Source organism: Clostridium zeae (assembly GCF_017312485.1).
Taxonomy (GTDB): domain Bacteria; phylum Bacillota; class Clostridia; order Clostridiales; family Clostridiaceae; genus Clostridium_AR; species Clostridium_AR zeae.
On the sequence record NZ_BMBA01000002.1, the window covers coordinates 19,925 to 44,334 of the forward strand.

22 protein-coding genes and 1 riboswitch are annotated in these 24,410 nt (G+C 30.3%); of the genes, 2 read left to right on the plus strand and 20 right to left on the minus strand.

Annotated elements, in window-relative coordinates; genetic code table 11:
* Positions 1 to 35: 35 nt before the first annotated feature.
* Positions 36 to 734 (minus strand): SAM-dependent methyltransferase, encoded by a 699-nt coding sequence (locus J3477_RS09490; protein WP_228731257.1) that lies wholly within the window; start codon positions 732 to 734, stop codon positions 36 to 38.
* Between the two features lie 575 nt (positions 735 to 1,309).
* On the opposite strand from J3477_RS09490, the gene J3477_RS09495 reads away from it, so the two are divergent.
* Positions 1,310 to 6,775, plus strand: coding sequence for an AAA family ATPase (locus J3477_RS09495; RefSeq protein WP_206869733.1), 5,466 nt, complete (start codon positions 1,310 to 1,312; stop codon positions 6,773 to 6,775).
* A 162-nt stretch (positions 6,776 to 6,937) separates the two neighbouring features.
* Here the strand turns inward: J3477_RS09495 and J3477_RS09500 are convergent, their stop codons facing one another.
* From J3477_RS09500 to J3477_RS09515, 4 genes are all read right to left on the minus strand, one after another.
* Positions 6,938 to 7,729, minus strand: a complete 792-nt coding sequence (locus tag J3477_RS09500; RefSeq protein WP_206870711.1) for an ABC transporter permease — start codon at positions 7,727 to 7,729, stop codon at positions 6,938 to 6,940.
* A gap of 1 nt (position 7,730) precedes the next feature.
* Positions 7,731 to 8,549 (minus strand): ABC transporter permease, encoded by an 819-nt coding sequence (locus J3477_RS09505; RefSeq protein WP_206869734.1) that lies wholly within the window; start codon positions 8,547 to 8,549, stop codon positions 7,731 to 7,733.
* On the minus strand, positions 8,549 to 9,556 hold the full coding sequence (locus tag J3477_RS09510; protein WP_206869735.1) for an ABC transporter ATP-binding protein: 1,008 nt from the start codon (positions 9,554 to 9,556) through the stop codon (positions 8,549 to 8,551). The genes J3477_RS09505 and J3477_RS09510 overlap by 1 nt, the downstream gene beginning before the upstream one ends.
* Before the next feature lie 595 nt (positions 9,557 to 10,151).
* Entirely contained in the window at positions 10,152 to 10,787 is a 636-nt protein-coding gene (locus tag J3477_RS09515; protein WP_206869736.1) for a flavodoxin family protein, read from the minus strand.
* Positions 10,788 to 11,371: 584 nt separating this feature from the next.
* Here J3477_RS09515 and J3477_RS09520 point away from each other — a divergent pair.
* Positions 11,372 to 11,731 (plus strand): winged helix-turn-helix transcriptional regulator, encoded by a 360-nt coding sequence (locus tag J3477_RS09520; RefSeq protein WP_206869737.1) that lies wholly within the window; start codon positions 11,372 to 11,374, stop codon positions 11,729 to 11,731.
* 136 nt (positions 11,732 to 11,867) lie between these two features.
* On the opposite strand, the gene J3477_RS09525 is transcribed toward J3477_RS09520, so the two are convergent.
* The 15 genes from J3477_RS09525 to J3477_RS09595 form a co-directional block, all read right to left on the minus strand.
* On the minus strand, positions 11,868 to 12,719 hold the full coding sequence (locus tag J3477_RS09525) for a pentapeptide repeat-containing protein (protein WP_206869738.1): 852 nt from the start codon (positions 12,717 to 12,719) through the stop codon (positions 11,868 to 11,870).
* A gap of 461 nt (positions 12,720 to 13,180) precedes the next feature.
* Positions 13,181 to 13,825 carry a YidC/Oxa1 family membrane protein insertase gene (locus J3477_RS09530; protein WP_206869739.1) on the minus strand — a complete coding sequence of 215 codons (645 nt, stop codon included), beginning with the start codon at positions 13,823 to 13,825 and terminating at the stop codon, positions 13,181 to 13,183.
* Between the two features lie 491 nt (positions 13,826 to 14,316).
* A complete protein-coding gene (locus J3477_RS09535; protein ID WP_206869740.1) occupies positions 14,317 to 15,030 on the minus strand; it encodes a histidine phosphatase family protein in 714 nt (237 codons plus the stop codon).
* A gap of 122 nt (positions 15,031 to 15,152) precedes the next feature.
* A complete protein-coding gene (locus tag J3477_RS09540; protein ID WP_206869741.1) occupies positions 15,153 to 15,410 on the minus strand; it encodes a hypothetical protein in 258 nt (85 codons plus the stop codon).
* Positions 15,411 to 15,487: 77 nt separating this feature from the next.
* Positions 15,488 to 16,537 carry an ROK family protein gene (locus J3477_RS09545; protein WP_206869742.1) on the minus strand — a complete coding sequence of 350 codons (1,050 nt, stop codon included), beginning with the start codon at positions 16,535 to 16,537 and terminating at the stop codon, positions 15,488 to 15,490.
* Between the two features lie 32 nt (positions 16,538 to 16,569).
* Positions 16,570 to 17,754: an MFS transporter gene (locus J3477_RS09550; RefSeq protein ID WP_206869743.1), complete on the minus strand. Its 1,185-nt coding sequence runs from the start codon at positions 17,752 to 17,754 to the stop codon at positions 16,570 to 16,572.
* A gap of 308 nt (positions 17,755 to 18,062) precedes the next feature.
* On the minus strand, positions 18,063 to 18,611 hold the full coding sequence (locus J3477_RS09555; protein ID WP_206869744.1) for a hypothetical protein: 549 nt from the start codon (positions 18,609 to 18,611) through the stop codon (positions 18,063 to 18,065).
* Between the two features lie 91 nt (positions 18,612 to 18,702).
* Positions 18,703 to 19,170 (minus strand): GNAT family N-acetyltransferase, encoded by a 468-nt coding sequence (locus J3477_RS09560; RefSeq protein WP_206869745.1) that lies wholly within the window; start codon positions 19,168 to 19,170, stop codon positions 18,703 to 18,705.
* Between the two features lie 458 nt (positions 19,171 to 19,628).
* Positions 19,629 to 20,279 (minus strand): cyclase family protein, encoded by a 651-nt coding sequence (locus J3477_RS09565; protein WP_206869746.1) that lies wholly within the window; start codon positions 20,277 to 20,279, stop codon positions 19,629 to 19,631.
* A 25-nt stretch (positions 20,280 to 20,304) separates the two neighbouring features.
* Positions 20,305 to 20,958, minus strand: coding sequence for a carbon-nitrogen hydrolase family protein (locus J3477_RS09570; protein WP_206869747.1), 654 nt, complete (start codon positions 20,956 to 20,958; stop codon positions 20,305 to 20,307).
* A gap of 168 nt (positions 20,959 to 21,126) precedes the next feature.
* Entirely contained in the window at positions 21,127 to 22,035 is a 909-nt protein-coding gene (locus J3477_RS09575; RefSeq protein WP_206869748.1) for a metallophosphoesterase family protein, read from the minus strand.
* A 61-nt stretch (positions 22,036 to 22,096) separates the two neighbouring features.
* A complete protein-coding gene (locus tag J3477_RS09580) occupies positions 22,097 to 22,603 on the minus strand; it encodes a GNAT family N-acetyltransferase (protein WP_228731258.1) in 507 nt (168 codons plus the stop codon).
* Positions 22,604 to 22,681: 78 nt separating this feature from the next.
* Positions 22,682 to 23,287, minus strand: a complete 606-nt coding sequence (locus J3477_RS09585) for a DJ-1/PfpI family protein (protein WP_206869749.1) — start codon at positions 23,285 to 23,287, stop codon at positions 22,682 to 22,684.
* Positions 23,288 to 23,320: 33 nt separating this feature from the next.
* Positions 23,321 to 23,698, minus strand: coding sequence for a VOC family protein (locus J3477_RS09590; RefSeq protein ID WP_206869750.1), 378 nt, complete (start codon positions 23,696 to 23,698; stop codon positions 23,321 to 23,323).
* Positions 23,699 to 23,830: 132 nt separating this feature from the next.
* Positions 23,831 to 24,220, minus strand: a complete 390-nt coding sequence (locus tag J3477_RS09595; RefSeq protein ID WP_206869751.1) for an ACT domain-containing protein — start codon at positions 24,218 to 24,220, stop codon at positions 23,831 to 23,833.
* A gap of 94 nt (positions 24,221 to 24,314) precedes the next feature.
* A riboswitch (guanidine-I (ykkC/yxkD leader) is annotated at positions 24,315 to 24,409 on the minus strand.
* Position 24,410: the final 1 nt, after the last annotated feature.

A 24,410-nucleotide genomic window follows, 5' to 3' on the forward strand; every position in this document is an offset into this window, starting at 1 on the left:
AATTATTAACTCTAAGTGCACCAGCTCCTAATACTCTATTTTTTAATTGCAGTCATTGCTATGAGCGTTAGGTAATTTTCTATATCAGCATCATGAAGATCAAAATCAGCAGTGGTCCTCCATAGCTCTTTTCCATCTTCTATAGTGTCTGCATAAGTAACATCAACTATGCCAGTCTTACTCCACAATTCCTTCCACCAGCTAGCACTATGGAAACAATACATATCTGGTTCCCAAAAATCTTTCATTTTCTCAGGCAGACCATTTGTGAATTCTCTTGTAAGTCCAGGACTCACAATTCCAAATTGACCACCTTTCTTTACTAGTTTTGAATAATAGTTAGGAAGATAAATTTCATCAGTTCCAAAATAGTGGTATGCATCAATACTAATAGCAGCATCGAAATACCCTTCTGCATAAGGTAAGGAATGAGCCTCTGCACGAATTGGAAATACTTTATCTTCTACTTTCATTTCCACAAAGCGATGATAATTATCCGTTGGGTTTATCCATAAATCATTTGCAAATACTGTTACCCCGAACTCTTTAGCAAGATATATTGAAGTTAATCCCATTCCACAGCCCATATCTAATACACGCATACCAGGTTTTAAATCCATCTTTTCACAAAGAATCTCTATTAACCACATTGCATTTGGTCCAAGCATTTTGTTTTCTTCAAAAAACTTCCCATAATTTTTATAATAGCTTTCAGTTTTTTCAAAATTTCTCATTTATTAATACTCTCCTTTGATATGTTATTCTTATAATCCTCTAACAAATAAAGGTGATAAAAGAATAACACGCAAGGCGATAATATTTAAAAGTATCTCAGGCGTGTTATTCAAAAACCACCCTTAATACACTGCTCTTTTTACTAAACATAAAGACACTTCCTTTCTTAAATGTAATAAAAACATTTTAACATATAAATCCATTATTGCACAACTATTACAATAGCTAATTCTTTTTTCACTGGTCCTTAGACAATTTAATTAATTACGTTCAGATATAGATGTACCACTTCATATTTTAAGGATTTTATATTTTTTCACTAATTATGGAAACCATTGAAGTATATGGTCATTAATGTTAATATATTGTATATATATGTAAATATATAGATTATTTTACTGTTACTCATTTAGATATTTAAAATCCAAACCATCATACAAATATGAATTATGTATGATTTAAACTTGTATTTTCAAATTTTCAAATAAGAAGCCGTGAGAACTTTAAAATAGTTTTCTGACTGAAATAATTCAGCTTTAACAATAATACATAAAATAGCAGGGAGAGATAACTTGTGATAAAGATTAAGGGATACGAAATTGATGGAAATTTAAAAGATACCTCACTTAAAAATCTGATCAAAAATAAAGTAATCAAGTTAGAAGATTTTTTTCATATTGCTGCCCTACTGATTAATTCTCTAGATGAAATTCATAGAAATAAAGTGTTTCATCGAAATATTACGCCTTATAATATTTTAATAGACGATTATGAAAATATAGATATTGTTGAATCTAATAATTCAATATATAAAAAATCTAAGAACCAAAATCAAAAAAATATTGAACACTTACCATACTATTTAGAATATATGGCTCCAGAAAATACAGAAAGATTAGATAAAGCAGTTGATTATAGAGCAAATTTTTATTCACTAGGAATTATTTTTTATGAGATGTTAACAGGCATTTTGCCATTTGATAATCCAGACAAATTTGAACTCATTTATTCACATATGGCAAAAGAAGCTATACCTCCAATTAAAATTAATAGTAGCATTCCTCAAGTTCTATCAGATATAGTTATGAAGCTCATGTCAAAAATGCCTGATGACAGATATCAAAGTTTGATAGGTCTAGAGTGGGATTTAAAAAGATGTGAAGAAAGCTATAAAGCAAAAGGGCAAATAGAATATTTTAAAATAGGCAGTAAAGATTTTTGTAATCGCTTTCTAGTCTCCTCTAAATTATATGGTAAGGATAAAGAGCTTAAACAGCTATTTAACTCACTGGAGAAAGTAAAAGACGGCTCTAAGGAGTTATTATTTATTAAAGGAAGTTCAGGAGTAGGTAAATCCACATTTATTAACCAGCTTTATAATACAGGCATAAAAAACTCTTATAGTTTTGTAACTGGCAAGTTTGAACAAGCTCAAAGAGAACTGCCTTATCTCGCTTTAATTCATGCCTTTGAAGATTTTATAAGTCAGCTTCTCATGAAATCTTCCTCAGAACTGGCATTATGGCGTGAAAGAATACTAAATGCCGTTGGTAACAATGGCCAAATACTTACTAGTATTCTACCTTCTTTAAAGTTAATAATCGGACAGCAACCAGATGTTCCTAAGCTAGGAGCGACGGAAGCTCAAAATAGATTTAGACTTGCTTTTCTAAACTTCATGATGGCAATTGCACAAAAAGAACATCCTCTAGTAATACTTATTGATGATTTACAATGGATTGACCCTGCTAGTTTAGGTTTTATAGAAATGCTAATGACCAGTACTTCTATTAAGTATTTACTAATAATAGCATGTATTGGTGATGATGACGATAAATTGCTTAAACCAATTAAGTTAATGAGTGATGAACTAGTAATAGATAATTCACTGGTTAATACTATAGAATTGAAACCTTTGAAAAATGATGAAGTTGAGTTACTAGTTAAGGATACCTTAGATACAACAGAAGATCTGTCTAAAATTAAAGAACTTTCAAATTTGGCCTATTCAAAAGCTCAAGGAAATCCCTTTTTAATAAATCAGTTTTTACAGGTTTTATATCAAAAAGGTTATATTTGGTTTAATTATGATTTAATGCAGTGGTGTTTTGACCTTGCAAAAATCAAAAGATTAGATATCACAGAAAATATAATAGAAATGCTGTTATTAAAGTTTGAAACCTTATCAGCTTCAACTAAAGATTTATTAATTAATGCTGCTTGCATAGGTAATCAATTTGATCTGCAAACGCTCTCTTTAGTTACTAATAGAACCTTGGACTCAGCTTTATATGATTTACAGTTTGCTATTGAAGAAGGATTAATAACTAACATAAAAGATACAAATTCTGATCCTTCAGAGGATAATCCTAGATTTGAATTTCTACATGAGCGTATTCAGCAAGATATTTATTGTTTATTGAATGATAAAATCAAGCATAAAATTCATTTACATATCGGCCAGCTATTGCTTGAGAAATACTCTAATGATTTGGAAAGTGACTATATATTTGAGCCATTAAGGCATCTTAATGTAGGAAAACATATTATAGATGATCTTCAAGAATATTTAAACCTCATAAGTCTAAATTTTGAGGCAGGTATGATTGCAAAAGAGGCCTCTGCATATACTGCGGCATTTGTCCATTTTAAAACTGGTATTGAAATGCTATGTAGTAACTCCTGGGAAGAAAACTATGAACTTACTCTGCAGCTTCATGTAGAAATCACTGAAATGTGCTATCTAAATAGTAATTATATTGAGCTGGAAAAGTACGCAGAAATTGTTTTGAATAACTCAAAGCTACTTTCAGATAAAGTGAGAATTTATAATATAAAAATACAAGCTTATCAAGCTCAACTTAAATATCAAGAGGCATTAGAAACCGGCCTATTCGTTCTTAAATTAATTGGTATAGAAATACCTACGAGGCCTGACCAGATTGACGTAGAAAAAGCTTTTAGCACCATAAAGAATCTTATGTCAGGAATAGAGCCAGAAGATCTACTTAATTTGCCGACTATGAGCGATCCGATAAAACTTTCAGCAATGGAGATTATGTTAAATACAACTCCTGCAACTTACAAGACTGCCCCCATGCTGACCCCTATCTTAAGCTGCAAGATGGTAGAACTTTCACTAAAATACGGTAATTCTCCGCTCTCCCCAGGGGCCTATACTTTTTATGGATTATCGCTTTGTACAAAACATAATGATATTGAATTAGGCTGTAGAATTGGTAATGTAAGCATTGAATTAGTAGGTAGATCAAATCTCAATCAATATAAAGCAATAGTGTTAGATATGAATAGCTACAGCATTAAACATTGGAAGGATCATCTTAGATTGACACTTAATCAGTTTATTGAAGGTTTTAATGTGGGAGTTGAAAATGGTAATTTTGAAAATGCTGCTTGTTGTTTAGCAGGACATGCCAAAAATTCCTTTTATCTAGGACGACCACTTGATATTCTTGAAAAAGAAATCTGCAGTAACATCAGAGTAATAGAAAAAATAAAGATATGTTCTTCGCTAAATTACGAAAAAATTTTCGGACAAATTGTTTTGAACCTTCAGGGAAAATCAAAAGATTCTATTCTTTTATCAGGAAAATTGTGTAACGAAAATGAAATGCTTTCTCTTGTAAATAATACTCGAGATATGGTTGCACTATTTTTTATTTTTCTAAATAAAACCATACTATGTTATTTTTTTGGAGAATATTCTCTAGCACTGAAGTATGCCAAAAAAGCTGAGGAAAACTTATCTGGTGTGGCTGGAATGTTCGATATTGCCGTTTTATATTATTTTGATTCACTATCAAGGCTTGCTTTATATTCTTCCGCTTCAGCTGATGATAAAATAGAATTTTTAACTAAAGTAGAACAAAATCAAGAAAGCCTTAGACATTGGTCTAAATATGCTCCAATGAATTTTTCGCATAAATTCCATTTAGTTGAAGCAGAGCTCTTAAGAGTTAAAGATAGACCATATGAAGCTATTGAACATTATCATAAGGCTATTTCAATGGCAAAGGAATATGAATATCTGAATGATGAGGCTTTGGCAAATGAACTAGCTGGTCAGTTTTGGCTCATTAAAGATAATCATAACTATGCAAGACTACATCTGAAAGAATCATACTCATGTTATAAACGCTGGGGGGCAGTAGCTAAGATTAAAAATCTAAATGCTAAATACCCTAGAATTTTTAATGATGATTTTGAACAAGAAAAATATGATGATAATTCAACGGTTACCATGTCTGAACTTATTGATTTCAATACAATTATGAAAGCTAGTCAAGCTATTTCTCAAGAAATTGTCTTAGATGAACTTATAAAAAAATTAATCAAAAGCATAGTGGAAAATATAGGTGCAGAAAAAGCTGTATTTATCATGAAAAAATCTAATGATTTTATAATTAAAGGTATCAAGGAAAGTTATGAAGAAAAAATAACTATTTTTCAAGATATGAAACTTTCAGAATACGAAAGCCTTCCATTAAGCATCATTAATTATGTTAGCAGAACAAGTGAAAGTATTATTTTAGAAAATTCTATTACATCTACAAGTTTCAGCATAGATAAATACATCATAGAACAAAAGCCTAAATCAATCTTATGTTTTCCTTTAATAAATCAGAAGGACTTAAAGGGACTAATTTATCTTGAAAATAACCTGATAACTGGTGCTTTCACTAGCAAAAGATTAAAAGCGCTAGAACTACTCTCCTCTCAAATAATAATCTCATTAGAAAATGCGAGATTATATAATGATTTAGAGTATTCCAATGAGATATTAGATAATAAAGTTAAAGAAAGAACATCTCAGCTAAAAAAAGAGCGAGACAACTTAAAAAAATACCTTGATATTGCTGAAGTTTTATTCTTCGTTCTAGATAAAAATGGTCGAATAGTATTAATTAATCGAAAAGGTTGTGAGATCCTAGGCTGCAGTGAAGAAGAAATAATCGGAAAGATATGGCATGAAACCTTCATTCATGAAAAAGATAGAGAGAAAATAAAAACTGATTTTGAAAAGACTATAAACGGGGAACTAGTTGAATATTCAAGCGGAGTTATATTAACTAACTCTGGAGAGGAAAGAATAGCTTATAGCCGTAATGCACTTTTAAGAGATGAAAACGGCATCATTGAAGGAACCTTGAGCTGCGTAGTAGATGTTACCGAATATACAATGCTCAGGGAACAATTTGAATATAATCAACTAAAGTTAGAGCTTTTTGCTAACTTATCTCATGAATTGAAAACTCCACTTAATCTTTCTTTTTGTGCGCTGCAAATGTTAAATCTATATAGAAACAATAATGTAAGCTTTGTGATCAATGAAAAACTAGATAAATATGCTAATATCATCAAGCAAAATAATTATAGACTTTTGAAATTGGTAAACAATATAGTTGATATAACTAGAATAACTTCAAATTCCTTTGATTTAAATTTACAGAAGTATAATATTGTTGATATTATACGTATTATAACTTACTCCGTTTCAGATTATGTAGAAAACAAAAACCGCATATTAGAATTTAATTCAGATATAAAGAATAAGGTAATAATTTGTGATCCATTTAGTATTGAAAGGATAATATTAAACCTACTTTCTAATGCTGTTAAGTTTACTGATGAAGGCGATAAAATCACTGTAAATATCTACGATAGAGAAGATAGTATAATTATTGAAGTGGAAGATACCGGAATTGGTATACCAAAAAATAAACAAGAGATGATCTTTGAACGCTTTAGACAGGTAGATAAATCCTTTAGCAGGAATAGCGAAGGAAGTGGCATTGGTTTAACCATTGTTAAATTACTAGTAGAGTTGCACCAAGGTGAGATTTCAGTAGAAAGCCACGTAGGAAAATCCACTAGATTCACCATTAAACTACCTGTTAATCTATCTATAAATAACTCTGAGATACAAGATCAAAATATCTATTCATATAATTATGATAACTATTCCAATAGCTTAATCGATAGATTGGATGTTGAATTTTCTGACGTTTATGGATTATAAGCTATAACTTTATAAAGGCAAAAGAACCATGATAAGGAGGATGTATACCTTCTAAATTCATGGTTCTTTATAAAGATGCACCACTTCAATCTAAAAACTATTTTAAAATGAAGTGGTGCATCTTTATATTTATTATTTTTACTTTGCTCCGATATAGGAGACCTAGCTTCCTGAGCTTTCGTAACTCTTAATTCCTCTAGTCCAAAGTCCATATGCTAATATCCAAGCCACAGCTGCACAAAGTATAGTACCTCCTACCCCATAAACAAAACTAACCTTTCCTAAGATATATTCCGCAGGAATGAAGGCAGTAAACGCAAACGGGATAATGAACTGAACAATAACACTTATTGCTTTTGGATAAATACTCATTGGATATTTTGCAAAAGTACTGATATTATAAACCATAAAAATAAGATTTATAGAATTTTTAATCCAAAATGCAAAGGATGCAAAAAATAACTTTATTGAAGTATAGATTACCGCTCCAGCAAAGACAAGTATTATGAAAATTAGAATATTGAATATAGATATAGAAATACTTATCTTAGGCACTGAAATAGCCAAAATCACTATTCCTACAATAATTTCTCCGAATGCATCAGGTTGAAACCTCTCAGATATCATTTGAAAAAATGGATTTATCGGTCTTACTAAATATCTATCAAAAGTACCTTGTATTACCATATCTCTTGCAAAAATCCAAATGTTATCCATAATTAAATGATCAATACCTCTTGGTAACTGTGCAAATCCGTAGATGAATAGCATATCATAATAACTCCATCCATTTAGGGTTGGTATATTATTAAATACTAGGTTAATGAAAGCTATCCCAGAGGCTTGGATTAGAAAAAATCCAAATAACCCTAATAAAAAATCCGCTTTATATTCCATTAGGCTTTTCAAATATTGAATAAAAAACTTTTTATAAAGCTTAACATATCTCATAATATTAACCTCCAAGTATGGTTAGTTTCTTCATCGATCTATTCCACATGAAAGTACTTAATAAAGCAAGCAGCACTATCCACACCACTTGAACTAATAAACTATTTAGGATTTCATAACCTTTTATTTTTCCCAGATATATCATTATTGGTGTATAATTCATCGATGAAAAAGGTACAAATTTTAGTACATTCTGAAACCAGTGTGGAAAAAATACTAAAGGTATCAGTGAGCCTGAGCAAAATTCAATAACAGCTCCTTGAATTTGTGAAATTCCCCAAAGATTCGTAAACGAAAATGCCAGTAGCCCAACACAATAGTTAAAAAAGAAAAGAACGAAATATGCTAATATGCAGCTAATTAAATATAATGCTAAAGTCATTATATCTGGAGGAAGCTCTCCAATAGTCACATATCTTACAATCAACAATATTATCCATAAAGGCACGGCTGCAAATATTAGAAATGCTGCTGTTCCTCCAAAGCATTGAAAAAGCACCCTTCCCTTGAAATTTATTGGTTTTATAAGGGACATAGCTATAGAACCATCCCTAACTTCCCCTCCTACAAAATAAGTCGCATTATTATCCAGTATTCCAGCTGTTATCCTACTCATAAATACATATAAGGCCATCTCAGCAGCCGTAAAACCATACATAACTCCTTGAGGGGAATTAGCAAAAATAGCTTTCCAAAGATAATATACTACAAAAGTGGCGATTATATTTCCTAGTATGAACATATATACATTTGCTTTGTAGGCTACAAATCTCTGAATGGAACATTTTAAGAAAGGCATATAAACTTTTGCTAGCCTTTTCATTAAACATTCACCTCATTTCTATATATCTTCTTAACTATTTCCTCTATGCTTGTTTCTTTTATTGATACATCTAATACCGGACACTCTTTCATAATCACATAGATTATATCTGACACAGGAATTTTATTCTTATTAAATGTGACTATTACTGACCCAATTCCCTCTTCTATTAACAAATCATCTTTTGAGAAATTTAATGACTTATTAATATCAAATCTTTCAAGAACTTCAGTACTTTTTACTTTTATCTCTACTTGACTCATGTATCCAAAGGTATTTTTTATTGCCTCGATGCTACCATCATAAATTTTCTTACCGTTATCTATAATAATTATCCTGTTGCAAAGTTCTTCAATATCATTTAAATCATGAGTAGTTAATATAACTGTCGTACCAAATTCTTTATTTATTTCCTTAATAGCTTTTCTTACTTTTTCCTTAACCATAACATCAAGTCCAATAGTTGGTTCATCTAGATATAATATTTGAGGATTATGAAGAAGTGATGCTGCAAGATCAGCTCTCATTCTTTGCCCTAAGGAAAGGCTTCTTACAGGGGTTGCCATGAATTCACCAAGTCCTAATACGTCGTCTAAAAACTTCATCCTATACTGAAAATCCTCATTTGAGACTTCATATATTTCTTTCAATACAGTGAAGGTTTCTCTTAATGCTAAGTCCCACCAAAGTTGAGTTCTTTGTCCAAAAACTACCCCTATCTTTTTTGCATTTTCCGTTCTGTTTTCATATGGTACTATACCATCTACAGTAACTTTTCCACTAGTCGGCGTCAGTATTCCAGTCATCATCTTTATTGTTGTAGACTTTCCTGCACCGTTAGCCCCTATATAACCTACTATCTCACCTTTATTTATTGTAAAGGTCATGTTGTCAACTGCCTTTTTCAAAGTATAATCTCTTGAAAATAGCCCTTTAAAGGCTCCCTTAAGCCCCTCTTGTTTCTTTACTGTTTTAAATTCTTTACAAACATTCTCTAATACAATCACGTATTTCCCTCCTAGCCCCAATATACAATGGTAATTCTGCTAGCCTTAATTTTCTTTAACAAATTATATTTAAGGCTTATATTTTTATTAATTAATACTATTTTAAAAACTTTCTTAGTTTGCCATAGCTACCTCATGAACAATTGCATCTATAATTTACAGTAACTCGATGCAACCGATTGCATGAATTGATATAAAAATATAATCTATCCCGTGCTACTCTATTACCACTTTTCATTGTAGTTTGCTTTTATTTAGTTGTCAATATATGTAACTGCTTTTTGTAACAACCTATAAATCTCATTATCTTATGAAAAAATTGCTGATGTGCCTTTTTATATCTATATATATGGATGTACCACTTAGTAATAAAATTTATTATTTTTAAATTCTCTCACCAGAAGCCGTGAGAGCTTTAAAAATAGATTTCGGATTGAAGTGTTTCATCTTTAGCAACTTTTTTTACAGTAAAAAAATAAGAACCCCCATTTATATGAGAATTCTTATCTCTACTATAGAATTTAGCAACATAAACTATCAGCCAAAAATTTAGCCTTTATAGCAATTATTATTTCAAAAATCCGTATCTTCCAGCTTATCTTATAAAGTTAGTATATATTTTATCTTCTCTCTTACTTTCTTGAACGTTACCTTCTCCAGCCTTAACAAGCTTTAATAACCATGACATATTTTTACCTAATACTCTCATGATTTGCATTCCCTCTTCATCTTGTAATACTTCTCCTGGTGCTGTGCCATTTGCTACATTCCAATAATTAGATGTAGGCATTAACATTTCAGAGTAATTTAAATAGTTATTTAGCTGATTGAATACTGGAACCCCTCCAGCTCTTCTTACAGCCACCACACTTGCTCCAACCTTATGTCTAAGCATTCCTTTATTTATAGATGTAACATAGAAGGCTCTATCTAAAAATGACTTCATAGTACCTGGTATAGCAGCATAATGGACTGGTGATCCTAAAATAATTCCATCTGCTTCCTTCATTTTTTGAATCCAATCATTAACTTCATCATTTTGCATTACACATCTTTCATTCATATTTCTGCTACATCCACCACAATCCATACATCCACGAATTGTTTTGTTACCAACATGAATGATTTCTACCTCTATATTTTCTTTCTCTAATTCTGCAGCCACTGCCTTTATTGCCTCATAAGTATTTCCATTCTTTTTTGGGCTTCCATTAAAAGCTACAACTTTCATATTTAATACCTCCACACACTTTACTTTAAAACCATGTGCTTATTATATGATTCAACAAATTAAGCTACAAGTACGCACTTTTTAGTTAGATGACTTACTTTTTAGTAAGATTTATCATAATCACAGCCTTCTAAGGAGAAATAAAATTTATATTCTTATCAGGCTCCATTTATTTTCATCGTTAGATTTGCTATTATTAGTTTACTTGATATATACTGTAATTCTAATTAGTATTAAATCCGATTAGATTCTATTTAGTATTATTGAAATTAGGCTATGTTTAAGAATATTGTTGAAATTAATTGGTTATACAGGAGACGCTATATGAGCGAGCTAATAGAATTAAATGATTTTTTCAGATGGAATGGCGTTAAGAAACTGTACTGTTCGAACGTAGTGAGTTTACAGTTTTAGCCATGGAATATGACAAAATTATATTAATTCTTTGCGTAAGCTCATTAAAGCGTCGGATGATTAACCAATTAATTTCAACATGGTGCTTTAACAGCACCTAAAATTAATATATTTTTAAAGAATTGCATTTATCAATAAATTGAATTAAAAGGTTGAAAGTAGGTAATTGAATGATTAGTTATAATGGCAAAAAATATGTTTGCTTATTAGATTTTGCTATGGATTTTATTAGAGGTAAATGGAAAGCTGTTTTGCTTTGTCATTTATACAATGAGCCTAAAAGATTTTTAGAGCTACAACGTATGACAAAAGGAATAAGTCAGAAGGTGTTGAACGAGAAACTAAAGGAATTGGAAGTTGAAGATTTAGTTGATAAGAAGGTTTATGCAGAAATTCCTCCAAAGGTTGAGTATTTCCTTACTGACAAAGGAAAGGATTTAACTAAAATTATTAAAGAGATAGAGGCTTGGTCTGTTAAATATTATCCTCATTTAGATGGAGACTGCAAGCAAACTGACACTACAGAATAAAGTTAATATAATATATTACTAAAATAAAAACATCGTAAAATCCTACTTTTTGAATTTTACGATGTTTTAAGCTACCTTAAAATTATAAAAACAATGTATTCCTAGATAAAAAGTTCATTGTTAATCTTTACTTTAATTATTTAGTCCAATGACTAGGACGTACCAGCCTAATTGGAAGTCTTGTATTGGCATCTCCCTTTGCTGCATTTATCTGCGCTTGGTTTAGAAATATTGTACCTTCAAGATTAGAACCACAAAAATCAGCATCTCTTAGATCTGCTCCTATTAAATCTGCACCACTTAAGTCAGTGCCTTTTAGATTTGCGGCAATCATACATGCTCCTCTTAAATCTGCTCCTACAAGCTCCAAATTTCTCATATCCGCACCGAAATAATCATATCTTCTAGCACTTGCTCTTTTCTTTTTATTGCCGAAATGCCCTTTATTTTTAGCATTATTACGCACCATCTCACTGGTATTTCTAAGAAGCATATTAACCTTATTTCTATGAGCTTCTACATCTAATTTTAGAAGCGCGTCACCATCTAAAAGAGTAATCTCCTCTGTTTTATTAATCAATAATCCTATTTCTTGTTTTGCTTGGCTTTCATTATGAATATTAAAAGCTTCAGTAAGATACCACAGCATTTCATGAAGCTGTCTCATTATTAGAAAAACTTCAAACATTTGTTTAGAATCTTTGGGCACTTGCCGCCAGTCTTTTCCCTCATATGTTACTTGAGCTATCTTTTGACCGGCACCAAAACATTCATATGCAGTACAACCTTTAAGTCCTCTATCTCTAAGTTTAGTATGGACAGAACAGGTAAAATCCTCTTTTAAATTTATGCAAGGCTTACCTGCGTCTTTGTTGGTGGGAAAACCATCTGAAGCTGAAAAATACAAAGCTATACAGCATAAGCCGAAACAATTCTTACAGTCAGCTTTCAGCTCCTTATTAAATTTATTTTGATCTATATATAACATATTAATTTACCTCATATCATAAAAGTGTAATCTATTTTTTTACTTTAATATTAGCACTTTTAAAGCACTGTGTTGAAATTAAGCGGTTAGTCATCCGATGCTTTAATGAGCCTTCGCAAAGAATTAATATGATTTTATCATATTCCATGGCTAAAAATGTAAACTCACTATGTTCGAACAGTACATTTTCTTAACGCCATTCCATCTGAAAAAATCATTTAATTCTAATAGCTCGTTCATATAGCATCTCCTGCATAACCACTTAATTTCAACAATATTATTAAATATATCCTTAACATTATATCATACAAGATATGTTTTTCTGTTAAACATTTTACAAAATAATGAACCTATCTCTAATGGCAAAACGAACACTAATATTTTTTAAAGTAACCAAAAACATCGTACTGCTCAGTTTGAATAGTACGATGTTAAATATCTTATATTAATAATCAAATTTTTTAAGCAACAAGCTCTCTTCTTCTTACATATATTCTGAAGATTATTTCTTCTATAGCAGAAAATAAACTTGTAGTTATTAGATATAATCCAAGAGCTATAGGTGCTTTAAAAGTTATTATTGCACTGATCACACTTGAAAGTAATACATTAGTTTTACTAATTCTAGCCTGAGTAGTTATTCTTAAAAACGGTACATATGGTAGTAAGTTTGGAATTAACACTGATATTACATAGGCAGTAGGTATAATAAAAAAATTATCTGCCATCTTTAAACTTGCTACCCAAGGCACAAGCATTGTCGCTGTACTCATTGGCATTTTTAATATAACATTATACAACGAAAAAAATATAGGGAGTTGAAGAAAGCTTGTAAGACATCCAAGCATACTTTTAGAATTTTCCTTGTAATATTTTTGAGTTTCACTTTCTAATTTCACTTTATTATTTTTATACTTTTCTTTTAATTCCTCTATTCCTTTTGAAAGTTTTTGCTGTTCCTGCATGCTAATCTTTTGTTTGAATGATAATGGCATTAACACCACTCTTACCGCTAAAGTAAGAAGAATTATAGCTATACCAAAATCCCCTGTTATATTAAAAAAATATCCAAGTATTGAATTTAATAAATTTGAAATGATGTTCATAATTTTCCTCCTAATTATTAAAGTATATTAAGATACATCACTTCATCTAAAAAAGCTCACAAAATCGCCAAATATCATATTTTTCATAGGAAAAATAGTTTTCTTTTATCATAAATCTAGAAAAATCTAGAGATTTTGAATATGTCCTCTTTATGTAATTATATTTAAATCTTTTAATGCAATTTCTTGCTTCTCTAATAGTATAAGCAATAAAACCTATAAAGAATATTAGAATAAGGAATACTTGTATACTGTTCAGTAATTCCGCTCTCATAAAGTTACCTCGTTAATAAGTTATGTATAAATTATACCACCTTATAAGTTATTATCAACCACTTTAGTAATTTCTTTATGTATTCTTTAGCTTAAGTTCTTATTATTTCCTTAGTAAGAGCCAAGTTATTGTATCATAATAATTTGCATTATTAGTACAAATAAAGCATTCTTTTTATATCTTTCAATATAAAAGAATGCTTATAATATATTTGTGATTAGCTAATCATACCTTTCATAGCTTTACCTTTTTCACAATAGCTAGTATCATTTACAGATTCAACAGTAAAGTTCCCATCTTTATATACTATTTTTGATATACTTGAATTCTCCATATACCTTAGATCAAAGCTTTTGTCCAAATAGTTTATAACTAATCTAATTATCCCTCCATGAGATACTACAAGTACATTTTCATCGCTATCACTAGAATTTTGTAGACAGATCTCTCTTAGAGCCTCCATAATTCTTTTTAAGGCTTCGTCATGATCTTCTGCTTCCTTTGTTTCGTCCAAAGCAGCAACGGAATTTACATATTCCTTTTGGAAATCATATTTTTCTACTGCTTCTTCAAAAGAACTTACATTAAGATAGTTAAGTATAGCCTTGAACTTAACACGTTCAAGTTCTCCTTCAAACTTTCCAAAATATACTTCTCTTAACCCTTCTACCTCTCTTAATTCTAGAGTGTCACTGGCTCTATTTTCCTTGATTACAATCTTTGCAGTCTTTGCAGCCCTACCTAAATCGCTGCTATAAACAGCCTTAAACTTAATATCACTTATCCCTAATCCAACATTTACAGCAACTTCAATTCCTTCCTTTGTAAGAACACCATCACACCAACCTTGTACTCTCTCGGCTTTGTTTAAAATAGTTTGTCCATGTCTCATTAGATATATAGTAATATTTCCTATTTTCTTATCGCTCATTTTTTCCTCCATATAAAAATCTCACCTAATATCAAAGAGATTTCAGATTATATATCATGTAATTATACTTCCTACATATAGCACTTACTTGTTTAGATTCAATTCTTAATGCTTTTTCGTATCTATTTTTCATTATTTATTAATTCAGTAAATTTACTCTTTCTTTTATTATATAGTATCATTAATGACCTTAGTACCTCATCATCACTATAGCTTTGCTTAACTTCAAGCTTAGCTTCAACTATAGAAATCTTTTTTATTAGCATTTCTAATATAAACTGAGTATCCTGCAATAATTGAAGAATAATTAGATTTTTTTCATGATCTTTGTCATCATCCTCATAATTTTCTTCATCATTTTCATAATTAAATTCAATCATTCTATATCTCCTATATATTACTTACTTTGTTATATTAAAAAAACAACTATTAACCCCACAAATACATTGAAAGGAAATTATAATCTTTTTGTTTTTACTAGCCTAATTCCTGAATTCATTTCTTCAACGGTAAGATGCAATATTCCAGAAATATAATCCTCTCTATAGTCTTCCGCATGTATGATTTTAGGTCTAACATTCTCGGGAATATACTTAGAACAATATTCATTTATTAAATCTAGATTGCGTGCTTCAAATGCATCTCCACCTATTACAACATACTCTGGATTCACTATAAAGCTTAAATTTCCTATTGCTATTGCTATTGCATTTGCATACTCATCTCTTGTGTGTTCTTTCGTAACTGTAGCTGCAAAAGTATCTCCATTGCCAAGTTGAAGAAAAGATATTTCTCCAGCATAATTTGAAAAACCTCTAATGAGCATACCATTTGCTATAATACCTGATCCAATTCCATTGTTCGTAAAACTAATATAAATCATATTCAAAAAATCAGCTGAAGAAAGTTTATCTGATTTAATATGATTATTTGCAAAACCAACAGCAATTGCATTAAGATCATTTTCCATAATTACAGAAAGATTATATTTTTTTTCAAGATAATCCTGAACATTAAAGTTATGCCATTCTTCTAATTTTGTCCCTGTATAAAGTCGTCCATTAGCCACTGCAGCAGGTACTCCAATACCAATGCATTTTATTGAATCATACTTATCTATTAAGAAATTCAAAACCTCTTCTACTGAATTAATTTGTTTAGTCTGATTGATCTCAACTCGTCCTTCTCCTAATATTTCTCCAGCTGAATTACCTACTGCATAATCTATGTTTTTGTTATCCACACATAAAGCAGCTGCAAGAGAATAATTAAGATTAAGGGTATATCTCTCCGCTCTTCTACCTCCGCTTGACTCATCATAACCTTGATTTTTAACTTCACCATCTTCTACAAGCTTACTTAGTATAACTCCAACAGTAGTAAGACTTATTCCGGTTTCTTGTACTAATTCTGCTTTAGTTGCAGATTCTAAGTTTTTCAAAGCATTTTTGATTATGTCACTATTTAATCTCTTTAAAACATTAGGTCTCCCAGAAAGTTCACTCATTTTCTTCTCCTAAATATTAAAAACTAATAACTTTAAAATACATTTCCTTTTTTAACATCCATTTTATCAAAATGGTTTGTCCTAATTAACATAATTAAAGCAGCTACAAAAGCTAAAGTTCCAAGCATATAAATCATATAACTGTTACCATATTGATATACTATTCCAAATGCATATCCAAATATAGCTCTTCCAATGGACATTGCAGCATTGAACAAAGTAATTGCAGTACCTATAACTGCTGAATTAACTGAATTTCTAATATAAGTCAAGTTTCCGACTGTAACCATGGCCACGCCTAAACAGTGAACAACGCTTACTGCCAAGAATGCATATTGATTATTAGAAAACGAATAAACTCCAAATCTTACTATCATTGATATAACAACCAATATGTAATACTTTTTAAAACCTATCTTATTAATAACCCTAATAGCAACCATTAAAAATAAAACTTCTGGCAGCACTGTTATAAATGTCATCCAGCTAATTAATGATTTTGTACCATGTAAAGTAGATACAAGATGATTTCCTGCGTAACTCATTGCAGAGTCTACAACTACTGTTGTAAGAATAGCAATGCACAAAATAAATATGTAATTCTTATTAGTCAGTAATTCTTTAAAGCTGCTCTTTTGTAATTTATCTTCTTCTATTTCTTTTTGACTCTTGTTTTTTGGAAAAGTAAAACTAATTGGAATAGCTATAGCTAATAAAAAAGCATAGCTAGCAAAAATAGGTCCATCTAATCCAAATTTATCTGCTAAGAAACCAACTACCATACTAGCTAACATATATCCTAATGACCCCATAGCCCTAATAGCTCCATAATTGCCACCGCTTTCATGACAATACTTAGTAGTTACAGTATCTGTCATAGGTATAGTCCCTAATCGCATTGTTTCTAAACCAATTGCGCAGAGTACTATCATTGGATATGTTGCTGCTTTATGATATAAAGCCACCATCACTAAAGCCCCTGCAAGTGATACCCTTAATAAAGCATTATATTTTTTAGTTTTATCACCTACTACACCCCAAATAGGAATGACAGTAAATCCAACTATTGAACTCAATGCTGCAATTAAACCAATTTGAGAGCCATTTAATCCCACACTTTTCTCTAAATATACATTTACATAGGGCATGAAGGTTCCAACAGCTCCTAAATATATAAAATAGAATGCCTTAAAACTTAAACTGAAACGATTTTTCATCGGTTTTCCCCACTCTCCAACTTATTACGCAAACTTTTAAAAGTTTATGTAACAAGATTAGCATACCGCTTTATATTAATCAATTACCGTTTCAAAACTTGTATGCTCTTTTCAATTTCTGAAAAACATTATTTATTAAATAATTTTTTTGCACCTATAATTTCTGATTATAAATAAAACACAGTAACCATTCCTAGTACGATGTTTCATAAAACTATTAAGTTTATTTTAACTTGTTACATGTTGTACTGAATATAATATTTTCATCTAAAAAGTTCATAAAGTATTTAAGAGCATAACTCTAAATACTATTGTGGGAACTTGCCATCAAGCAGCATATTTGTTATTGATAGAATTTGTTTTGTGTCTGGAGTTATGTCATACTTCTTTAAAAAAACAGAACTTTCTTCAGCTGTTCGTTCTTTTAGCATTCCGACACTAAATCCAGGCTCTAATTTTTGTTTACTCCAGTCAATATAAGGACCTTTAATATTAAAACATGATAATTTATCTCTAAAAGAGTATATAGGATCGTTATATCCAACAAGTACAATAGGAAGCTTACTTTGAGCTTTTTCACTAAGCCAATCTGAGTCAACTAAATATACTGAATCTTTATCAATCCAAATTGCTGTAGTTTTAGTAACTAATGTTTTCAGTTCCGTTTGACTCGTTACACGAAGCACCTCAGGATAATTATCAAGATCTTTTTGGGTAAGCTGTCCCTCTTCTTTCGGTGCTAGATAAATTGCTTTTACAGTAACTTTTTCTTTATAATAGCATCCAGTGAAAGAAGATGCAAAAACTACCACAATTATAATTAAAAAGGCTAACTTATTTTTCTTTATAAGCTTCACACATGTATCTCCTTTTCTTCTTTAAAATAGTTTACTACAAGTATTTAAACAGCAATTAAGAACTTTAAAACAAATAGTTAGTCATATTACTTTATTTACAGAGTAGCTTCTTTTCAAACAACACTATCTTAACTAATCCACTCATATATTCATCAACAATGCTATATCCAAGCTTTTTATAGAAATAATGATTTTTCACTTTATCTGCTGGCGTTTCTAATGTCCATACAGTTGCATTAGAAAATTCCTTTTCAACAAACCGTATAGCTTCTTGTCCTATTCCTTTGTTTTCATAACTAGGTATTACACAAAGACAACCAATATAACAAGTATTATCATTAATGTGCCGTACGCTTATATTACCTACGACTTTATCGTCACAAAAGATTTTGTATATTTTTATTTTTGTATTTAGTAGAGTATCAGTCATTCTTTCTTTTGATATATTGTATCCTGGGCATTCACCATATTTTCTATAGTCTGAATAGAAACTTAGATTTCTAACTTCAATCAATTCTTCGGCATCTTCAATATTAGCTTTTTCAAACTTTATTTTCATACAATGTTCTCCTTAACATTCTATCTCGAGTTTATTATGCTTATAATAGTTCTTCTTAATTTCCATAACTTCTTCTATTACACTGTTAAACTTCACTTTACTTGTTCACATTGAATGCTTACACCTTTTTACATCTATCAATTCTTTTATTATACCCAATATATATATTATTTCCAATAATGTGGTATGTTAACAATTATTAATACTTTTTATTGATATTCTATTTCCATGCTTTAAAAATATACTAACAATGATTTTACCAATTAATGTTAAATATTTTGCTTTTATAATATTAAAGGGAAGCCATTTTCAGGCCTCCCTTTATCATATCTCGCAAATTATAAATACGGATAAAAAACTTCATATTTAAATCTATAAAATTAAAGATTCATGAGATCATCGAAATATTAATTTTGAGTCTAAGGTTTGAAATTTTCCACCTTTATATCTTACTTATCTTACTTATTTTCTAAAATCGCAATTGCCCTAATTGGTGCTCCATCTGCATTTTCATACTTTAGAGGAAGTGCACATAGAGTAAACAAGTCATTGCCAACTTTCTTTAAATTATTCAAGTTCTCAATAACAACTATTTCAGTTTCAGCAAAGAGCTTTTTGTGCAAGGTTAAGTTTTCATCTGCAATAGGATCTATACCTATTACATCTAAGCCCACACCTTTCTTTTTACTTTGTATCAAATAGTCTGCAACCTCTTCTGTGATATAAGGGTACTCTCCAAAATAAGCATCTGTATCCCAGAGTTCCTCCCAACCTGTTCTAAACAAGATAAACTCAGCTTCATCAGCCTTTTCTTTTACACCTTCGATATATTTTATAGTGATTTTTTCACCTGTCTTTAAATCACTGCAATCTATAACTAATGCTTTCCCTACAAATTGTTCAACAGGAAATGAATCTAAAGTAGTCTTTTTATCAAATATATGTGCTGGTGCATCCATGTGAGTTCCTGTATGGGAGAACATAGTTAATAAGGTTTCTTTAAACCCATTTTTATCATATGTATTTACCATTTCTAACTTAGGTTCTTCTGTGCCCGGATACACTGGCATTTTTTCTGAAATTGTATGTGTTAAATCAATTACTTTCATAGCTTAATCTCACTTTTCATAGATTCTATAGCTCAAGTTCTAATATTCCTTCTAATTCAGAAATAGATACAACTGTGCCTTCATTTATATAAGTACTAAAACCGTTATTTTTATCTGACACTAAACTGCTAGCTAACACTGGAATTTTTCTCTCACTTACAAATTCCTTTAGCTCTATGATTCTTTTTTCATAGTTCTCGTTAGTGAAATGATAAATAAATAATACAAAATCTAAATCGCTTGTTTCTATAGATCTCCAATGGTTAAAATCCTTACAAATAAAAACCTTAAATCTCTTATTAAACATTTGAAAAGTTTCATGCTCTTTTCCAGCTTTTATACCTTGCATTTCTTCTGTTGAATCTGGAAAAACCTTAATTTGTTTTTTATCTTCAGGTAAAAACTCACAACAGTTATAAACTTCTTCATTTATTCTTACTAAAGAATTAGTTAACAAAATCTTTCCTTCAGGTATTTTCAAGTTTTTCTTTGCTACATCCCCTTCTATTACCCACTTATCTATATCCACATTATTTTCCAAAACCAATGAACCTGTAAAAACATACTCTGGTAAAATCAATAACTCTCCTTTACTTTTATCAATTAACTCTTGTATATGTGCAATATTATTTCTAATGTTACCTCTCTCAATCTTAGGCTGTAACAACGATATTTTCATAGTATCTCTCCTTTTGAATCTATGATTTTATTTGAAACTAATCCATTTATATCCTATAATTATAGTGTAATTACTTGTTAAATGATGTCAAACAGATTATATTATAATAATATTTTGTTCATTCTCTTATTATAATATATGAAAGGTGGAATTTATATTTCCATACAACTATATATTCAACGAAGATATCTTAGCTACAATAGCCCGTCCATTCCAATAGCCTTCAACTCCAAGCTCTTTTGGTGACACTGTCTGATAATGTCCTTCCATACCGTCTATTTTAATATGTCCATCTGGTGAAAGAGTTACAATAGTATATAGACCTTCTTTATAAAGCACTAAATCTTTAAGAAAAGGATACTTTTGGTGTATACTCTCTGCATAAGAAAAATGCTCATATTGTGGTCCAAACCAAATATAAGACATTGCGTTTACTCCAAAATAATATGTATCCCCAATCTTTCTTATTGAGTCTGCATGGTCATGCCCATTTAAACACATTAATACCTTTTTTCCAGTTTTATTTACATCATTAATTAACTGTTGCACTTCCTTACGATTATGCACTCCCCTTTTCATGAATTCATTTTCAAAACTATGATGAGAAAGTATAACAAAGTAAGTGCATTCTTCTTCAAGTTCTTTCTTAAGCCAATCGAACTCTTTTTTAGGTAATACAGGATAAACTCCAGTGGCAGAATCATAATTCTTTTTACTATATGGTACATACTCTTTGCCATACTGCATAAAGCAAGTATCTAAAGCAATAAATTTCACATCACTATATTTAAAAGAATAATAACTATCTTTCATCCCCAAAAATCTAAGCACTTCTTCTCTAGTACACGAATCCGAATCATGATTTCCTATTAGATTATAATAAGGCTTTCCAGTACTATTAAGTATGTCTAGCAATTTATGATTTTCTTTTGTTACTCTACAAAAATCTCCTAGATTGATGATAAAATCTATATCTTTTTCTTGTATATCATCAACAAAAGTCTTCAATCTTCTTTGTCCATCGTGAATATGATCATAATGCAAATCAGTAAAGACTGCAAATCTCACTTCTTTCATAAACTTCTCCTAGTACCTTTTTTAATATTTACGTGATATATTAATCAATAATTTTAACTTTTTATAATTTCTTATAATAAAAAGTAGTTTCATGCAACTGTCCATTTGTAGACTCTGCATAGTTAGGGATTTTTCCAACTTCTATATATTCAAATGATTTGTATAATAGATTTGAGGCATCTCCACTTCTTGTATCCAATGTTATAAGACTTATCCCTTCAGCTATAGCTCTTTTTTCTGAAATCTCCATCAGTTTTTTTCCTACTCCACATCTCCTTACTGATGAATGCACCATTAATTTAGCTATCTCTCCACGATGTCTTCCATTTTGCTTCTGACATAGATGTAACTGAATTGTTCCAACTATAGCTCCTTCTATTTCTGCTATCCAAATCATAACTCCTTTTGACAAAACACTTATCCAATATTCTTTCGCCACCTTTAATGATATTGGAGATAGAAATCCTACTGATGCACCATCTTCAACCACATCCATTAAAAGCAACGCAAGTTTTGACAAATCATACTCCGACATTTGTTTTATTTCTCTTATTTGAATATTTCTCATAATTAGATTCCTCTTCTTTTTATCTATAAATCATCAGATAATACTTATACTCTAAATTCATAATATAACCTATTCCAATTACTCATATAACTTAGAGAATGGATCATAGGTGCTGTCTTCGTTCCAAATATACTCTATTCTTTGACTAGTTTCCAAAGCCTTTTCTTTTCCTAAAAGATTTTCTATAAATCCTAAGGTCATATCCATACCAGCAGAAACTCCAGAAGAAGTATATATATTTTCGTCCTTCACCCATCTTGCTTCTTTTATCCACTGTACTTGTTCTCCTTGTTCAATTACCCAACTATATGCTTTTTTATTTGTAGTGGCTCTCTTGTTGTCTAGTATTCCTGCTTTTGAAAGTAAAGCTGAACCAGTACAAACGCTAAGCGTATATTTAGCACGGGTATGTAACTCTTTAATAAAACTAATAAAACTTTCATCATCAACATTTTCTCTTGTTCCATTACCACCTGGTACAATTAAAATTCTTTCTACGTCTTTTTCTTCTTTATATAAATTAGTTTCAACTCTTACTTTTTGAGAGCTTTCAACTAAACCTCCATCTGTTGATATGAAATTCAGCTTAAAAGTATCAGGCAATTTCCCAAGTATCTCAACAGGTCCAAATACATCCAGTGTTTCAAAATCATCAAATAATAGTACATCAACTATATAAATCATTGTCTTTCCTCCCTGTGCTTTTTAATATAATATTCATTGATTATCATTTAATACTGTAACAAAATTAACAATATTTCCATCAGGGTCTCTAAACCACATTGATCTTGCACCCCATGGATGAGTTGTAGGAAGTTTTATAAATTCAATATCCATTGCTTTTAAACGCTCATATTCAAAATCTACATCATTTACCTCAATACTTATTATAAAATTTCCACTACCTGCATTCTTCATAGAATTAGGTACCATATTTTCCATACCTGCATTTGAGAATATAGTGAATTTAATATTTTCAAAATTTAATTGCATGAAGCTAGAATCACCTTTACACTCTACGTCTACTATCTTACAATAAAAATTAGCCAATGCCTCAACATCCTTGGAAATAGTACAAATTTCTATCAGCTTCATATTTATCGCTCCTTAATTTGGAATCTCATTAATTATATTAAACTCATTATACATTTTTTAACACAAAAAAGAAAATCCATACTAAGCTCTATATGGATTTTAATTCTTGTTAGTTAAACAAGTTAAAGAATTCTATTTTATGATTTCGTATCTTTCTTCGATTAATGAATTCACTGCTTTATCTATATCCTTATTCTTAATTAATATATAATCTGTATCGTAGGTGGAAACAGCAAAAATACTAATCCCTTTGTTTGCTAATATTAAACTGATCGATGAGAGTATACCTATCAGAGAAAAGTCTAAAGGTCCTTCAATCTTCAAAACATTCCAATCCTTTTCACACTTTATACTTTCAGGAATATTGTCTTCATAACACACAATAGAAAGTTCATCTTTTGTATGTGTGATAGAAAAGAATTCCCCCTTTTGTGCCCAAGCAGGTATAAGCTCATTTTTATCTAGTCTACAAACTCCATACTTATCCTTTAATAATCTCATGGTCAATATTTTTTCTACCATCTTCTTTGCACCCTTTCTTAAAAGCCTCCTATGTTTAATACATTATCTAAATAGAGTCTAAAATAAAAAAGCCTATGGAAATATTATAAAAAATATCTCCCAGGCTTTTATCCTTCCGTGTACACAATATCTGTGCGTTTTCTCTTGGACCTGCCAGAAAAATACTGCGGAACCCTAGAAAACTAAACTA